Origin of the sequence: Halomonas sp. YLB-10, assembly GCF_003856855.1 — a bacterium.
Lineage (GTDB): Bacteria > Pseudomonadota > Gammaproteobacteria > Pseudomonadales > Halomonadaceae > Halomonas > Halomonas litopenaei.
Window position 1 is genome coordinate 200,199 of record NZ_RRCU01000002.1, and the last position, 15,363, is coordinate 215,561.

Genomic DNA, 15,363 nt, shown 5'->3' on the forward strand with positions numbered 1-15,363 from the left:
AACCTCAGCGTGCGGTGTCAGGTGACGCCCTGTCGGCGCCAATAAAGATCTGCGGCGGCCTTGGGTGGCACAGAAAGTCGGCGTGGGAGATGTTGTAGCCGTAGGCCCCGGCCAGCGGCAGCACCAGAAGATCCCCCGGGGCGACGTCGCCAAGCAGTCGATCGCGCCCCAGCACGTCCTTGGGCGTACATAGCTGCCCCACCACCGTCCAGGGTCGCTTCTCGCCGGACGACGCTTCGCCGCGCTCCCCGCTCGGCAGGTGGATGACCGGGTGGTCGTGGCCCTGGGCCGCGGGCAGCCGGAACTGGTGGGTACCGCCACGACAGACGACGAAGCCCTGACCATGGCTGTGCTTGGTGTCCAGCACCTCGATGGCGTAGTAGCCACAGAAGGCACTGAGGAAGCGGCCGATCTCGAAGCGCACCCGCGGGGCCTGAGCCATCGCCTTGAGCCGCGCGTCAAGATGGGCGCACAGCGCCTGCCAGTCGAATTGCCGCTCGGCTTCGAACGGCGCCATATAGTCGACGCCGATGCCACCCCCGACATTGAGCTGGGTGACCCTGGCGGGCGAGGCGGCGAGTGCGCGCCATTCGGGCCAGCGCGCCAGGTAACCGTCAAGCAGCGCCTGGTGGCGCGCCACGCTCGTCTGGTGGGACATGGCGTGGATATGAAAGCCGACCAGGCTGAGATGGGCAGCGGCGTCCACCGCCGCCACCGCCTCGCCAAGCCTGGCTTCGTCGATGCCGAAGGGGGTGGCGGTACCGGCCATGCGCAGACGACTCGACAGCGCCTCGGGCAGGGTCGGATTGATGCGGATCAGCACCGCCTGGTGACGCCCCCTGGCCTTGGCGAGTCGCTCAAGGCGCGCGATCTCGCCAAGGCTCTCCACGTGAAAGGCCTCGATGCCCTCGTCCATGGCCAACGCCATCTCCGAGTCGAGCTTGCCCGGCCCCGACAGCACCCAGGGCAGCGTGCTCGTCGCCTCGCGCATGCGCCCGATCTCGCCACCGGAGGATAGCTCGAAGCCGTCCACGATGGGGGCCAAGGTCCCGAGGACCGGCGCCTCGCTATTGGCCTTGATGGCGTAGTAAAGCTCGACACCGTCGGGCAGTGCGGACTTGATCGAACGCGCCCGGGCGGCCAGCGCCTCCAGGTCATAGAAGAAGGCGGCGATAGGATCTTGCGCTTCGGCCTGGTGGCAACGTATCGCCTCCCGCACCGCTGGCGGCAGCCGCTGGGCCTCGCTGCGCCCCGAGACAGCAACACTGTCAGCCATGGGCCACCTCCAGACGCTCACCTGCGAGCTGATGCCAGGGGTTGGGCAGCCACACATAGTCGGCGTGACGATCGGCCCGGGCCATCAGCCTGAGCTTGAGGTTGGTCTTGCACGGCAAGTCGCCGCCTGCGAGCAGGCCATCGAGCTCGGGCGTGGCGACTCCGAGCCGTTGCCTGACCCGCGAAAGCTCCTCCCCGGTGGCCTCCCACAGACGCTCGGCCAGGGCCGGGCGGCGCCAGCTCAACGCCAGGATCGCCTCGGCCAGGTGATTGACCAGCAGGCAGTAGGCGATGCGCTTCCAGCCCTTGTCGCGACTGTAGGTCATCGACGCGCGCACGCGCTCATCCAGCGTCTCGCCGGCGAGCCAGTCAAGGCCCTGATCCTCGGTCAGCTTGACGCCTTCGAAGTCGCGCAGCAGTACGCGACGGGGCCAGCCCTGGTCATGGATCAGCACACAGTTCTGCAGATGCGGCTCGACCACGATGCCATGACGGAAATACAGCGCCAGCACCGGCTCGACCAGGGCGCCAAGATAGGCCTTGTACCAGTCGACGATCCTGTGTTCGGGCACATCGTCGGCGGGGGCGCCGCTCACAGCAGCGGACGCAGGCGAACTCGCGCGCGCCACCAACGATGGCGCCATCGGCTCCAGTTCGGTGTCACGGGCGAATACCGTCGCCGCCAGCAGGCAGCGCTCGGCGCCGAAGCGCTGACAGAAGTTCTCGCGCAGGATGACCCCGGTCTGCTCACGGAACCAGCGGCGCTGGTCGTCGTCAGCGTCCTGCGGGGCCCAGTGCAGGGTGGCGGGCTCCCGAGCCAGCTCGAGGGTCTCGAGCGCCGGGTCTTCACTGTCGATCAAGCGACTCATGATGCGATCGATCACCAGGGTGCTCTCGAGCTCGTACCAGGCGTTCTTGCGCACGCAGTTGGTGATGCGCACGTTGAGCGAGCCCTTGATGAACCAGGGATGCTCAGGCGCATGCCAGGTACGCATCGAGGCGGTGGGCAGCGCCAGCGGGCCGCTTCTGCCCAGGTCGCGGATGCTGCCGTCTTTGATCCGCGCGGCGACATCCGGCGCCTGGCGAAACAGCTCGGCCTGGACCGGGTGCATGGCCAGCACCACCCGCCCGGCCTCGGGCTCCGCGCTCTGGTCGGCGGCCTGGCTGAGCACCTCACCGGGCTCCAGGCCATTGCAGGCGATCCGTAGCCCTTGCGCCGGAAACGAGAACTGATGCAACCGGGTATTCAGGCCCGATTCGGGGGAGCAGTCCCGGCCCTGCCCCTTCATGCCTTGCGGCCACTGTCTGGCCTTGGGCGTGGGGTGATTGGGATGGCCGAACCACAGCCCCTGTTCGCTGGCGGCGTAGTCCTTGAGCGGGTCATGCGGGCGTCGCCGAGCGTCCTCGATGATGGAGGCCATCACCGCCTGGCTCTGCAGCACCTGGTCGCCGAACTCGGGGTTGGGGCTGGCCTCGCGCCAGGGGCCATCTTCCAGCAGGGCCGTTACCAGCTCGCCGGTATCGGCCTCCCGCCAGGGCTGATCGAGGCCGCGTCGCAGATACAGCGGCGACACAACCTGGTGGCAGCCCATCGCCGAGTGGCGATCGACCAACACGAACAGGGTTAAAGAAGGCGACCAGTCGACCTGCAGCGGCAGGCCCTGGAGGCTCGTTGGCAGGCCAAGCCGGTTGGCGGGCCAGTGGTGGCTCAACAGGTCGTGGGGGATCGCCACTTCCTTGATGATGCCGTTGAGCAGGGCATGCTGTGAGGCATGCCGAGCGATCTCGCCAGGGGTGCGAGTACATGGGGGGAATTGCATGTGCAACCTCCGCAAGGATTCCTTCCTTGTTTTGCTTCCCCGGACGTCGAATCATCGACGCCTTTCGTCAGGGGAAACCGCGCTTTCCTGGCTAGTCACTTGGCGAAGGGTTGTTGTTATGGCGTAGTTGTTATTGCGTACGTTGTTATGAAGTCGTTGATCTGGAAACTGATTCTGGAGATGGTCTGACAACAGCGTCAGGCGTTGCCTGGTGTCATCAAAGCGGCACCACGGCCCATCCGCGTGGACCGCCGCCGTCCTGGCGGCGGTCCGGGTCAGCCGACTAGCGGCGCTTACGAAAAGTAGCGCTTTCCAGCCGCAGTGCTTACAAACGCGGCCTTTAGAAGTCGACGCTATACCCTACCGTCAGGGTACGACCACGACCGGCGAAGTAACGGTCGTCGTTGACCAGCGCGCTCTGGGAGTAGTAGGTGATGTAGTCCTCGTCGAGCAGGTTGGACACGCCCACATTCAGCTTGCCGGTAGGCAGTTGGTAGCCCACCGCAGCGTCCACCAACAGATAGCCGTCGAACTCGCGATCGTCCTCGTCATAGGTCTCATCGAACGAGTAGTTGGCTTGGAGGAAGGTGGACACCTTGTCGGTCCAGTTGGCGGACCAGCTACCGATCAGACGATCCGGCGAGACATCCAGGCCGGACAGTTCAGCATCGAGGTCGCCATCGTCGTCGCTGTCATACAGACCCGTCATGTGGGAATAGGCCAGGCGACCGGAGTGGCGCTCGGTAAAGGCGTAGTCCACCGAGGCCTCGATACCGGTGATCTGGGTCTCCTGGCGGTTCATGATGAAGACGCCGTCTTCTTCGGTCAGGCGGCTGCCGAAGTCGGAGGTGGACTCGTAGTAGCTCAGCTCTGCCGACAGGCGATCCCCTTCGAAGCGCACGCCGGTCTCGACGTTCTCGGTCACGATGGGACGCAGGTTGTCGATGCTGTCGACGGACTGTCCCGGGGTATCGATGCCGCGCAGCGCACGACCAACATCAGGGATCGAGAAGCCTTCGGAGTAGTTGGCGAACAGGCTGACGCGATCGACCGGCTTCCACACCGCGCCGACGTTGTAGAGCGTCTCGTCGAAGTCGGGATTGCCGCCCTCGACGTCGACGCCATTGTTGGCCCACACCGTCTGATAGTCATCGATATCCAGCTCGGCGTACTCATAACGCACCCCGGCGGACAGCAGCAACGAGTCGATCGGCTGCAGTTCGGCCTGGAAGAATGGCGACAGGTCGGTGTAATCGGTGGGCGGCACGTAGGTGCGGTTGCTCTGATACAGGTACTGCTCGGTCTCGTCGAACAGCGTATCGAAGCCACCGGTCAGCTTGAGCCGGTCATTCCACAGGTCGTCCTTGGTCAGCGAGATCTTGGTGCCGAACTTCTCGGTCTTGGCCGAGCTCTGGTCGTAGTAGGTGCCTACCGGCGCCAGTGACGGATCCTGGAAGCTGCTGGAGTCGGTGGCGCCGAACAACGCCTCGTAGTCCTGATAGTAGGCCTGGGCGCTAAGGTGCATGCCGGCCAGGTCGTAGTTCTCGTAGCTAAGCCCAGTGGTCCAGACCTCATTGAAGGGGGCGTCGCCCTCGGGGGTGCCACGCACGGAGGTGGTCGGAATCCCGGCGTCGCGATCGCCGGTCACGCTGACGTAGTCGTTGTGACCTTCGATGTCATAGTGATTGAGGGTGAACTGGATGCGCTGGTCATCGTCGATCCAGTAGGCAATCTTGCCGAGCAGGTCATAGCTGCGCGAGTCCATCAGGTCGCCCTGGGTGTTGTCGACACCGACCGGGTCGTCCTTGGCGTCCAGGTACAGCCCCTGGTCCTCGTAGCTCAGACCAAACAGGTAGTCGACGTTGCCCTTGTTGCCGCTGAAGCCGTAGTCGGTCTTGTAGCTCAGGGTGTCCTCGTCCAGCTCGCTGGTCGGGGTGGTCATCTGCACGCCGAAATGCTGATTGAAGGAACCCGGCTCCGGACGCTTGGTGATGATGTTGATCACCCCGCCGGCGGCGCCGACGCCGTTGGTGGCGTTGGCGCCCTGGATCACCTCGATCTGCTCCACCTGGGAGAAATCGATGGTGTGGGCCTCACGACCGGTCGGACGCAGCGGATTCGACTGGGGAATGCCGTCGATCAGAAACAGCGGTGTGCGGCCCCTCAGGGTCTCGCCGCTGCCGGTCATCTTCTGGCGGTTGGGCGAATAGGACGGCAGCAGGTTGCTCAGGATCTGGGAGGAGTCGGTGGTCACGTCCAGCTGCTGGGCGATCTCCTCCTCGCTGATGATGCGCACGGTCTGCGGCGAATCTTCCGCGGTGGTATTGGTCCGCGAGGCGGTTACCACCATGGTCGGGGCCTCGTCGGCACGGGCGCCGTTCGAGGAAGAGGTATCGACGGAGGTCTGCGCCGCGACCTGCTGTGCGGCCACCAGGCCAAGCAGTGAAACGGTGGGCCAGAGAGCATGACGTTTCATGTCGTGCATCGTTCCTTTTGCTAAATCGAATGATCGCGCAAACGCTGACTCGAGGTCTGGCGAGTCCCTCACGCCAGGACGTTGCTCTCGGACGTCGTCCCTGCCCCGTGCTGCCGCTCCCGGCGAGCGGTGGCGATGCGATTCGCCACCTTCCCGAAGGGCCGCACCTTACCGAAGCCTCGATGCCGCATTGCGTCGTTTATTGCCATCTCACATACAAATGAGAACGATTATCCTAATTAATCGCTTTCCTGATGTCCACGAAATGCGAACCATTCGTTCGGCATAAGCTAACAACACACTGTGCTAAAACGCCACGCGCCATGCCGACAAGCCGCGCCGATACGGGCTTGGCCGGATTGAAAATGAGAATTTTTTGTCATACCGTGCTGCTGCCACACACCCCCAGGCGGGCCTTGCATGACCTCATCTCAGCCTTCTTTTCCGGCCACACCCTCATCCAGCGCGGCACCCCAACACCGGTCCGATGCATCGTCAGGCCTGTCGTCAGACGGATCGACCGCGGCGTCCGCGCTCGGCCACCCGTTGGCGGGACATTCTCTCAAGGTCGGCTACGAGGAACGGCTGGTACTGGACGGGGTGGATATCGCGGTGGCGCCAGGCAAGCTGACGGTGCTGCTCGGTCCCAACGGCAGTGGCAAGTCGACCCTGCTGAAGACCCTGGCACGCACCTTGAAGCCCCAGGGCGGCCAGGTGCTGCTCGACGGTCAGGATATCCACCGTCGCTCCACCCGCGAGGTCGCCCAGCATCTGGGGCTGCTGCCCCAGGGGCCGACGGCACCGGAGGGGCTGAGCGTGCGCCAGCTGGTGGCGATGGGACGCTTTCCCCACCAGCGCCTGTGGCAACGCGATGCCCGTCGCGACGCCGAGGTGGTCAAGCAGGCGATGGCCTACACCCGGGTCACCGAGTTCGCCGAGCGGCACGTCGACACCCTGTCCGGTGGACAGCGCCAGCGCTGCTGGATCGCCATGGTGCTGGCCCAGCAGACCGACCTGATCCTGCTCGATGAGCCCACCACCTTTCTTGACCTCAAGGTCCAGGTGGACCTGCTGGAGTTGCTCTCGGGACTGGCCCACGACCAGGGGCGCACCCTGCTTTTGGTGCTGCACGACCTCAACCTGGCCGCCGCCTACGCCGACGAGCTGGTGATGATGCGCGACGGCCGCATCCTCACCAGCGGCGCGCCGCGAGAGGTGTTCACCGCCGACAATCTGAAGCGCGTCTTCGACCTCGACGCCCACGTCATGGTCGACCCTGAAAGCGGCAAGCCGCTGTGCGTACCTCTGCTGGGACGCCGTGAATCGCAGGCGCCGCGGCAGAGACCAACCGACGAGTCGCCGGCGCCGCACACTCAGGCAAGGCATCCTTCGACAACGTCAGGGCCGAGGCCATGAGCCACGTCTTCTGCACCGACCTGTCTCGCGAAGCGGGGGATCCGCTGCCCGGCAGCGGCGCCCACGCCGAGCGCAACCTCTTGATCAGCTGGCCCCGGGCCAGGTGGCAGCGCAACCTGCGCCACGCCAGCGACATGGCCCCCGAGCTGGCAGCACAACTCGATGCCCTGGCCGCCAACGGTCGCCGGGTCAATCTGATCCATCGTCGTGATCAGCCTGCCGAGGTCCACGAGGTGATCCTGATGCCGGAGCGTCGGCGTCTCCAGCTCGAGCGCAGCGCACTGCTGGCCTTTGTCGAGGCGCAGGCGGCGGGCGAGGATCTCGAGCGCTGGCCGTCCACACCACAGCACCACGACCTGGTGCTGTGCTGCACCCACGGCAAGAAGGACAAGTGCTGCGCGCGCTACGGCTATCGCAGCTACAAGGCGCTGGCCCGCGCCGTGGAGGAACATCGCCTGCCCTTCGACGTCTGGGAGAGCAGCCACCTGGGCGGTTGCCGCTTCGCCGCGAGCATCATCCTGCTGTCACCGGTGCGCAAATACGGGCGTATCGAGCCCGACCAGGCCTTGCCCATGCTGCAAGCCGAGGCGCAGGGGCAGCGCTTCCTGCCCGGCTATCGCGGAGCCTCCCACCTGACCCCGGCGCAGCAGTGCGCCGAGGTCGCCGCACTCCAGTGGCTGGCCAGGGACTCGGCCCTGCCCTGCGTCGAACTGGCGCTGGTGGAGGACAGCGCCCTGGCACCGGAGGAGATGCCCGGCCACCTTGGCGGCAGCAGCAGCAGCGGCAGCGACAGCGACAACGACGCTGACAACGGCCAGCAATACCGCCGTCAGGTCTGGCGTTGGCGCCAGCCCGGCGAGGGCGATGGCAAAGGCAAGGTCGGGGAAGCGAGCGGTGAGCTGGTCGTCCATTGCCATACCCTCACGCTTGAACGGATCGACATGTGCTCGGATATCGACCAGGGGCCCAGCCCCAGCCAGGTCTGGCGGGCCGCCAGCATTCAATCGATCGACGCCGGCTATCGGCAATATTCTTGATAACAATTCGCATTTAATTTATGGTGTGCACCGTTGGTCTTATGACCTCAAGCCTCCGGCCTGCAGGACACCCCATGACATCAGCGCTGCCTCGTCTGTATTGCGGTCCCCTGGAACACCTTGCCGTACCCACCGTCGCGGCCGAGCTACCCGACGACGCCATGCCTGCCGAGCGACTGCTCGAACCTGGCGTGCTGGACGAATTGCTCGAGCGCTTCGCCGCCCAGTACCAGGGCGATGACCTCAAGGCGGTGGTCTCGCTCTGGTCCAAGTGGCATTTCAGCGCCATGGCCGCCCATACCCTGGCCTCCAACCTGCTGCTGGAGCGCGACCTGCCGGTAGCGCTGGATCAGATGGGCCTGTATCTCAGCGACAGCGGCCAGACGATTGGCATCGCCCTGCCCCACGAAGGCACCCCGCTGGGGTCGCTCGACGCCTTCGAGCGCTTCGAACGCCTGCTGCAGGGGCATGTGGCACCGCTGGTCGACATGCTGGGCTGCGTCTCCGGGGCCTCTCCCAAGGTGTTCTGGAGCAACTTCGGCAACTACTTCGAGTACTTTGCCAAGGCTGCCGTGCACCACCCCATGGCCTCACCTGGGCTCGGCGACGAGGCGCTGCGCCTGATCGACCACCGGGTCTACCCGGATGGCCGGCGCAATCCCCTGTTCATGCCGGTGCGCTACCTGCCGGACGAACACGGCGAGACCCAGCGCACACGGCGGCTATGTTGCCTGCGCTATCGGTTAGAGGACTTCGGCTGCTGCGGCAACTGCCCGCTGGACGATGCCGCCGTTGCCAGGGCGAGCAACACGACCAGCAACACGACCAGCAACAAGACCAGCAGCACGACCGGCAACAAGACCAGCAATAAGACCAGGCAGCCCAGGACCACAGCGATGCCCCAGAGCACGGGGGCAGTGGTGCAGACCTTCCCCTCCCGCGGCGAAGCCCGCCGCCTGGTCGCAAGCTGAAGATGAGCGCTGCAAGCCACGCGCAGGTCTGCGAGCCGAGTGGTGATCCGCCTCGCTCGCGCCCGCTGGCCGGAGCCGCCGCGGGACTTGGTGATACCCGGGTCATCCGCGCGCGGGACTTTCTACGCTTTGGCCAGCGCCATGGCATCGACTACCGCTTCGACGGCGCCCGCTTCCCGGCGGTGGCCCACCACCTGGAAATTCTCAGAGGCCGCGTCATCGAGGAAGAGGTACGCAGCGGCTGGCATCTGACCTTTTCCGATGTCGAGGTGCTCAAGCCCTACGACTCCTGCTCCACCATGGCCTCGCCGCTGTTCGTGTGCGTGGTGATGGAAGGCGCCATCGTGGTCGACACCGGAGGACGGCGGCAGCGGCTCACCGCCGGCAGCGCACTGAGCGCCCGGCTCGCCGATCAGGTTTCCCTGCGCGTGCATCAGGATGAGGGGCAGCGGTTGCGCACCCTGAACCTGTCGCTGGACCAGGCCGCGATCGCCTCATTGAGCCAGCGCCCGGACATCACCGAACTGCTCGACGCCCCGCGTCCTCATCTGCACGTCTGGCCGCTGCCGGGCTACCTGGCGCCGATGCTCGAACAGGCGGTCATGCCGCAGCCTTCCCCCGGCCAGCGCCAGCTCTTGATGGAGGCCATCGGCCTGCAACTACTGGCCCATGGGCTGCGACATCCCGGCCCGCGCCAGCGCGGTGACCTGCCCCTGCCGGAGCGCCAGCGGCTGGAGCGGATCCGCCAGCGGCTGCACGACTTTCCCGCCGAGTCCTACTGCCTCGAGCAGCTGGCGGCGATGGCGTCCATGAGCGCCTCGGGCCTGCGCGCCAAGTTCCAGCGGCTGTTCGGCATTTCGGTCTTCGACTACCTGCGAGAACGCAGACTGACCCTGGCCCACGAGCTGCTGGCCCAGGGCGCCAGCGTGCAGCAGGCCGCTTTCGAGAGCGGCTACAGCCACGCCTCCAACTTCTCTACCGCCTTTCGGCGGCGCTTCGGGGTCTCACCCCGCGACGTTGGCTAGACGTTTCCAGGACCTTCGCCCTTCGCCCAGCCCCCCTGGGCACCTCTCCCCCCGAGACCTCAACTGGACACAGTACACCGCAACGGCACCCAGCCGTCGGGCGGTGCTTCGTCGATGACTGTATCCACTACATCAGCTAGCACTCGCTACGCCGATAGCACTCGCTACGCCGATCGCACTTGTCTACTGAGGTTTCATTATCGGCGCAGGTCCTGTCACCACGCATAAGGTTCTTGGCGCCGCGCATAAACAGGTCCACCCGCAAAATGTAATAATTCGCATTACCGAAACATGACCGCTTTGTTCAGGTGCCTACCCCGTGGCGCCATTCCCTGCTCCCAATGGTAAGCGACAACATGCGTATCACCTCGACCCTGCCCTTCGCGCTGACGCCTTTCGCCCTGAAACCTTTCGCCTTGAAGGCTGGCCCGGCGCTGCTGGCGGCCAGCGTGTCCTCCGCCGCACTGGCCCAGACCACCCTCAGTGATGATGCCGTCAATGCTGGCACCTCCACCAATACCGAACTGGGCACCATGACGGTCACCGGCCAGGCCGCCACCAAGACCGATACGCCCTTCCTCGAGACACCCCAGGCCACCTCGACGGTCAGCGCCGAGCAGATCGAGCGACGTGGCGCCCAGACCGTGCAGCGGGCGCTGGACTACACCCCCGGGGTCTATACCAACCAGCTCGGGTCGTCCAACCGCTACGACTATCTGGTACTGCGAGGCTTCTCCGACGGCAGCCTGAGCAATACCTTCCTCGACGGCCTCAAGCTGATGGGCGACACCAACAGCTTCAGCTCGCTGAAGGTCGACCCCTGGATGCTCGAAAGCATCGAGGTGGTAAAGGGGCCGGCCTCGGTGCTCTATGGTCGCGCCTCCCCCGGCGGCCTGGTGGCGCTGACCAGCAAGCGCCCTGAGTTCAGCGACACCCCCACCGGCGAGGTGCAGGTCGGCTTCGGTAACAATGACCAGCAGCGCGCCGCCTTCGACGTCACCGGCAGCGTCGACGAAGGCCAGCGTGCCGCCTTCCGCCTGACCGGCATCGCCCGTTCCTCGGATACCCAGTTCGATCAAGCCGAAGAAGAAAGCTACGCCATCGCGCCGTCGCTGACCTGGGACATCACCGACGCTACCACCCTCAACCTCAACGCCTACGTGTCGCGTGAACCCGAGGGCGGCTATCACGCCGGTCTACCCTACGACGGCACGGTGACCAGCCATGCCGGCGGGCATATCGACAACACCTTCTTCGAGGGCGAGGACGACTACGACAACTTCGAGCGCGACCAGACCCTGCTGGGCTATGAGCTGGAGCACCGTTTCGGCAACGGCATCACCGCTCGCCAGAAGCTAAAGTATCTGGAATCCAACGTCGAGATGGACCAGGTCTACGCCTACGGCTGGGCCAACGACACCGAGCTCAACCGCTACTACTCCGGCGCCGACGAGGATCTCGAGGCCTGGACCGTGGACAACCAGCTCGAAGCCAACTTTTCCACCGGCGGCTTCGAGCACCGGGTGCTGACCGGGTTCGATTACCAGACCCGCGAGAACGACGTGGTCTGGTCCGGGGGCACCTTCCCCAACATCGACGCCTTCAACCCGAGCTACGGTGCTGGCCCCATCGGCGATATCGTCGTGACCACCCGCGAGAAGCACGAACTCGACCAGACCGGCGTCTATCTGCAGGACCAGATCAGCTGGGATCGCTGGCACCTGACCCTGGGTGGCCGCTACGACTGGGTCGACATCGAGAACACCAACCTCGATAGCGGCGACAGCTCGGATCTCGACGAAACCCAGTTCAGCGGCCGCGCTGGCCTGCTCTACGCCTTCGACAACGGCGTCTCGCCCTACGCCAGCTACTCGACCGCCTTCACCCCGACCAGCTTCGTCGATGCCTCCGGCGATCTGCTCGAGCCGATGGAGGGCGAGCAGGTGGAAACCGGGCTCAAGTACCAGCCGTTGGGTACCCAGGACCAGTACTCCATCGCCCTGTTCCATATCACCCAGGAAAACGTGGCCACCAAGGAGCAGCCCACCGATCCGTATCGTGCCGTGGGCGAGATCGAATCCCAGGGAATCGAGCTCGAAGCGCACACTCAGCTCACCGAGGCACTGAGCCTCCAGGCAGGCTACGCCTACACCGACATCACCTACGCCGAAAGCGATGACCCCAGCGAGGAAGGCAACGACGCCATCTACTCGCCCAAGCACATCGCCTCGGTGTGGGGCTACTACGACTTCCTCAAGGGACCGCTGGCCGGACTCAACACCGGCCTCGGGGTCCGCTACCACGCCGATATCCAGGCCGACCGCGACAACACCAGGTCGGTCCCGGACTACACCCTGGTCGACGCCACCCTGGGCTATGACTTCAGCCAGGTCGGACTGACCAACGTCAGCGGCCGCCTCAACGTCAGCAACCTGCTGGACGAGGACTACGTGGCCTCCTGCAACTCGCTCGAATTCTGCTACTTCGGCGCCGAACGCAGCGTCAGCGCCACCCTGAGCTATCGTTTCTAGCCACTGACCCAAATGAAGGAAAAGCGCCCCGTCCATGAACGGGGCGCTTTGCGTTTCGGCCCGACCGCTATCCTCGCCTGCTGCTGCATCGGAATCCGCTGCAAGGCCTTGTTGGAGGGCAGCCCACCGCCCCTACTCCCAACGGGCAAGCTGCCTCAGATGGTCATCGCGGGAACGCTCCGGCGACTCCGGCACCAGGCGCACCTCGGTGCCAGGCAGGCACTGGGCCAGACGGGCGCAGGCCAGCGGGGTCAGCGCCCCCAGGCGCGGGTAGCCGCCGATGGTCTGGCGATCGTTCATCAGAATGATCGGCTGGCCGTCCGGCGGTACCTGCACCGCCCCCAGCGGAATGCCCTCCGACACCATACCGCTCATGCTGCCCTCAAGCTGCGGCCCGGTCAGGCGAATCCCCATGCGATCGGCGCGCTGATCCAGCGTCCAGACGTCATTGAAGGCGCGATACAGGCTGGTGCCCGAGAAGCTCGCGATCTGGGCCCCGGGCACCAGCGACAGCGCCAGTGGCCCGTCGCTTGCCGTGACCTGAGCCCCCTGCTCTCGATCAGCGTCCCGCTGCCCCTTGTCGGCGTCCCGCCGTGGCAGGCGACGATCGCCGCCCGAGGGCCGATCCTGCTTTGGCGTCAGCACGTCGCCCTGGGCCAGCGGCTTGCCGAAACCGTCGAGGCCACCGAGCCCTTCACGCACGGTGCTCGTGACGCTGCCCATGATGGCGCTCGCCTCGATCCCGCCCGGCAGCGCCAGATAGGCGCGCAGGCCACTTTTCGGCCGCTCGAACACCAGCCGCTGACCACGCTTGAGCGTTACCGGCTCCGCCAGGGCCAGGGGTTCGCCGTCCAGAGTCGCGCCCAGGTCGGCACCGGCCAGTGCTACGCTCACCTCGGCCTCGGCCACCAGCGCAAGGCCGCCCACCATGATCTCGATGCCGGGAGCGTCCGGGGCGTTGCCCAGCAGCCAGTTGGCCCAGCCCAGCGCCACCCAGTCCATGGCACCGCCCTGGGTCGCGCCCAGATGGCGCACACCCTGACGGCCACCATCGACCACCAGCGCCAGGGGACCTGCGCGTTCCACCTTGAGACTCATGCGCCGCTCTCCTCGGCCGGGGGTTGGGGAGTGGTGTCGCCACCCTGCGCCTCGAAGGTGGCGCGGTCGATGGCCACAAAGCGCACGCGATCGCCGGGCTTGAACAGGGTGTAACCCTCGCGCTCGCGATCGAACAGCCGGGTGGCGGTGCGTCCGATCAGGTTCCAGCCGCCAGGCGACGGCGCGGGATAGACGGCGGTCTGGCGATCGGCGATGCCGACGCTGCCCGCGGCCACCTTCTGGCGCGGTGTCTTGAGTCGAGGCGTGGCCAGGGCGTCCTCGACCAGCCCCATGAAGCCGTAGCCGGGGGCAAATCCCAGCGCGAACACGCTGTAGTCGTGGGCACAGTGGCGCTCGATGACCTGGTCGGCGGTGATGCCTGCGCGCTGAGCGATCAGCTCAAGCTCAGGGCCGACGCTTGCGTCATACCACACCGGGATCTCGTGCAGGCTGCCGTCCTCCGTCGCCCGGGGCGACAGGCTCGCCAGGGCCTCGCCGAGGCGCGCTCGGGCCTCGCCAAGCGACAGTCTGCGGATATCGAGCTGCACCAGTACCGTGGTGTAGGACGGCACCACCTCCAGGGCATCCTCGCCCAGCCGCTCGCGGATGGCGTCCACCGCCGCCAGCACCCAAGGCATATGCGACTCGTCGATGGCGTCGAACAGCCGCACGATCAGACTGTCGAAGGCGACTGTCTCAAGGCGTGGGCTCGGCGTCATGCCCCCTCCAGCTGGTCGAAGGCCTCGCGGATGGCGCGCACCGCCGCCACTGAACTCTCGTTGTCGCCGTGCACGCACAGGGTATCGGCGGGAAGGACCAGTTTGGTGCCGTCGCGGGCGGTCAGCGCCTCACCCCGGGCCAGGGTCACCGCCTGGCCGACGATGGTGTCCTCATCGTGATGCACCGCGTCTGGCTCACGCCGGGACACCAGCCGACCTTCGCCGTCATAGGCACGGTCGGCGAATACCTCGAACCACAGGCTGACACCCTCCTCCTCGGCAAGCGCCCTCACTGCGGCGGTGTCGGCGGTGGACATCACCAACAGCGGCAGGCTCTCGTCATAGGCCTTGACCGCGCGCATGGTGGCGCGCAGCAATTCCATATTGGTGGCCATGTCGTTATAGAGCGCGCCGTGGGGCTTGACGTAGCCGACCCTGGTGCCCTCGGCACGACAGACGCCGTCGAGGGCACCGATCTGGTAGAGCAGCAGGTTCTCGGCTTCGCTCGGGGACACCGCCAGGCTGCGCCGACCAAAGCCCACCAGGTCGGGATAGCCGGGGTGGGCGCCGACCAGCACCTCATTGGCCACGGCGTAGCCTACGGTGCGTCGCATCACGTCAGGATCGCCGGCGTGGAAACCACAGGCGATGTTGGCGCAGTCGATATAGGGCATCACGTCGGCGTCACGGCCCATCTTCCAGGCACCAAAGCTCTCGCCAACGTCGCAGTTGAGTCGGGGTATCGGCATGGGGGCAGCCTCTGTTGTCGACGTCCTCTGGTGAACCTTCGCCAACGGACGTCAGGTGGTTAACGAACCTGTTATTGTCGTCTTCCGCTGTCTTCTGTCGCCATCGTGGCGTCCAGCGCGCGCTCCGAGCGCTTTCCTTCGAGCCCTTTCGCGGATGCTTCGATCGCGTTGCCGGGGCGCCACACAATATTCTCTTGTCAGTTGAATCTAACGCCCGAGTCGATTCCCGACAAATTCGGCAAGAAG

General features: G+C 65.7%; 11 protein-coding genes. 5 read left to right on the forward strand and 6 right to left on the reverse strand.

The genetic code is table 11. The features are described from left to right. Positions 1-4: 4 nt before the first annotated feature. From EBB56_RS04845 to EBB56_RS04855, 3 genes are all read right to left on the reverse strand, one after another. The gene (locus tag EBB56_RS04845) at positions 5-1,276 is read right to left on the reverse strand and encodes a type III PLP-dependent enzyme (protein WP_124803170.1); all 1,272 of its coding nucleotides are present in this window, start codon (positions 1,274-1,276) and stop codon (positions 5-7) included. Next, positions 1,269-3,095 (reverse strand): IucA/IucC family siderophore biosynthesis protein, encoded by a 1,827-nt coding sequence (locus EBB56_RS04850; protein WP_124803172.1) that lies wholly within the window; start codon positions 3,093-3,095, stop codon positions 1,269-1,271. Before EBB56_RS04850 ends, EBB56_RS04845 begins: the two co-directional genes overlap by 8 nt. 340 nt (positions 3,096-3,435) lie before the next feature. After that, entirely contained in the window at positions 3,436-5,571 is a 2,136-nt protein-coding gene (locus EBB56_RS04855) for a TonB-dependent receptor (RefSeq protein ID WP_124803174.1), read from the reverse strand. Positions 5,572-6,117: 546 nt separating this feature from the next. Between EBB56_RS04855 and EBB56_RS04860 the strand changes: the two genes are divergently transcribed. The 5 genes from EBB56_RS04860 to EBB56_RS04880 all read left to right on the forward strand — a co-directional run bounded on the left by EBB56_RS04860 (position 6,118) and on the right by EBB56_RS04880 (position 12,551). Beyond that, entirely contained in the window at positions 6,118-6,987 is an 870-nt protein-coding gene (locus EBB56_RS04860; RefSeq protein ID WP_260425291.1) for an ABC transporter ATP-binding protein, read from the forward strand. Then, positions 6,984-8,024 (forward strand): sucrase ferredoxin, encoded by a 1,041-nt coding sequence (locus tag EBB56_RS04865; RefSeq protein ID WP_124803178.1) that lies wholly within the window; start codon positions 6,984-6,986, stop codon positions 8,022-8,024. Before EBB56_RS04860 ends, EBB56_RS04865 begins: the two co-directional genes overlap by 4 nt. 74 nt (positions 8,025-8,098) lie before the next feature. Next, positions 8,099-8,995, forward strand: coding sequence for a siderophore-iron reductase FhuF (gene fhuF, locus EBB56_RS04870; RefSeq protein WP_124803180.1), 897 nt, complete (start codon positions 8,099-8,101; stop codon positions 8,993-8,995). A 2-nt stretch (positions 8,996-8,997) separates the two neighbouring features. Continuing rightward, on the forward strand, positions 8,998-10,020 hold the full coding sequence (locus tag EBB56_RS04875) for an AraC family transcriptional regulator (RefSeq protein ID WP_124803182.1): 1,023 nt from the start codon (positions 8,998-9,000) through the stop codon (positions 10,018-10,020). A gap of 356 nt (positions 10,021-10,376) precedes the next feature. Then, positions 10,377-12,551 carry a TonB-dependent siderophore receptor gene (locus EBB56_RS04880; RefSeq protein ID WP_185696389.1) on the forward strand — a complete coding sequence of 725 codons (2,175 nt, stop codon included), beginning with the start codon at positions 10,377-10,379 and terminating at the stop codon, positions 12,549-12,551. Positions 12,552-12,683: 132 nt separating this feature from the next. Here the strand turns inward: EBB56_RS04880 and EBB56_RS04885 are convergent, their stop codons facing one another. The 3 genes from EBB56_RS04885 to EBB56_RS04895 are packed head-to-tail and all read right to left on the reverse strand — an operon-like array spanning position 12,684 to position 15,117. Further along, entirely contained in the window at positions 12,684-13,649 is a 966-nt protein-coding gene (locus EBB56_RS04885; RefSeq protein WP_124803184.1) for a biotin-dependent carboxyltransferase family protein, read from the reverse strand. Continuing rightward, complete coding sequence (gene pxpB, locus EBB56_RS04890) at positions 13,646-14,368, reverse strand: 5-oxoprolinase subunit PxpB (protein WP_124803186.1); 723 nt, start codon at positions 14,366-14,368, stop codon at positions 13,646-13,648. The genes EBB56_RS04885 and pxpB overlap by 4 nt, the downstream gene beginning before the upstream one ends. Next, a complete protein-coding gene (locus EBB56_RS04895; protein WP_045992312.1) occupies positions 14,365-15,117 on the reverse strand; it encodes a 5-oxoprolinase subunit PxpA in 753 nt (250 codons plus the stop codon). Before EBB56_RS04895 ends, pxpB begins: the two co-directional genes overlap by 4 nt. Between the last annotated feature and the right edge of the window lie 246 nt (positions 15,118-15,363).

Excerpts from the sequence above, each read along its gene's own strand:
- EBB56_RS04845 (WP_124803170.1), bottom strand. The coding sequence starts at position 1,276 with ATGGCTGACAGTGTTGCTGTCTCGGGGCGCAGCGAGGCCCAGCGGCTG.
- EBB56_RS04850 (WP_124803172.1), bottom strand. The coding sequence starts at position 3,095 with ATGCAATTCCCCCCATGTACTCGCACCCCTGGCGAGATCGCTCGGCAT.
- EBB56_RS04855 (WP_124803174.1), bottom strand. The coding sequence starts at position 5,571 with ATGAAACGTCATGCTCTCTGGCCCACCGTTTCACTGCTTGGCCTGGTG.
- EBB56_RS04865 (WP_124803178.1), top strand. The coding sequence starts at position 6,984 with ATGAGCCACGTCTTCTGCACCGACCTGTCTCGCGAAGCGGGGGATCCG.
- fhuF (WP_124803180.1), top strand. The coding sequence starts at position 8,099 with ATGACATCAGCGCTGCCTCGTCTGTATTGCGGTCCCCTGGAACACCTT.
- EBB56_RS04875 (WP_124803182.1), top strand. The coding sequence starts at position 8,998 with ATGAGCGCTGCAAGCCACGCGCAGGTCTGCGAGCCGAGTGGTGATCCG.
- EBB56_RS04880 (WP_185696389.1), top strand. The coding sequence starts at position 10,377 with ATGCGTATCACCTCGACCCTGCCCTTCGCGCTGACGCCTTTCGCCCTG.
- EBB56_RS04885 (WP_124803184.1), bottom strand. The coding sequence starts at position 13,649 with ATGAGTCTCAAGGTGGAACGCGCAGGTCCCCTGGCGCTGGTGGTCGAT.
- pxpB (WP_124803186.1), bottom strand. The coding sequence starts at position 14,368 with ATGACGCCGAGCCCACGCCTTGAGACAGTCGCCTTCGACAGTCTGATC.
- EBB56_RS04895 (WP_045992312.1), bottom strand. The coding sequence starts at position 15,117 with ATGCCGATACCCCGACTCAACTGCGACGTTGGCGAGAGCTTTGGTGCC.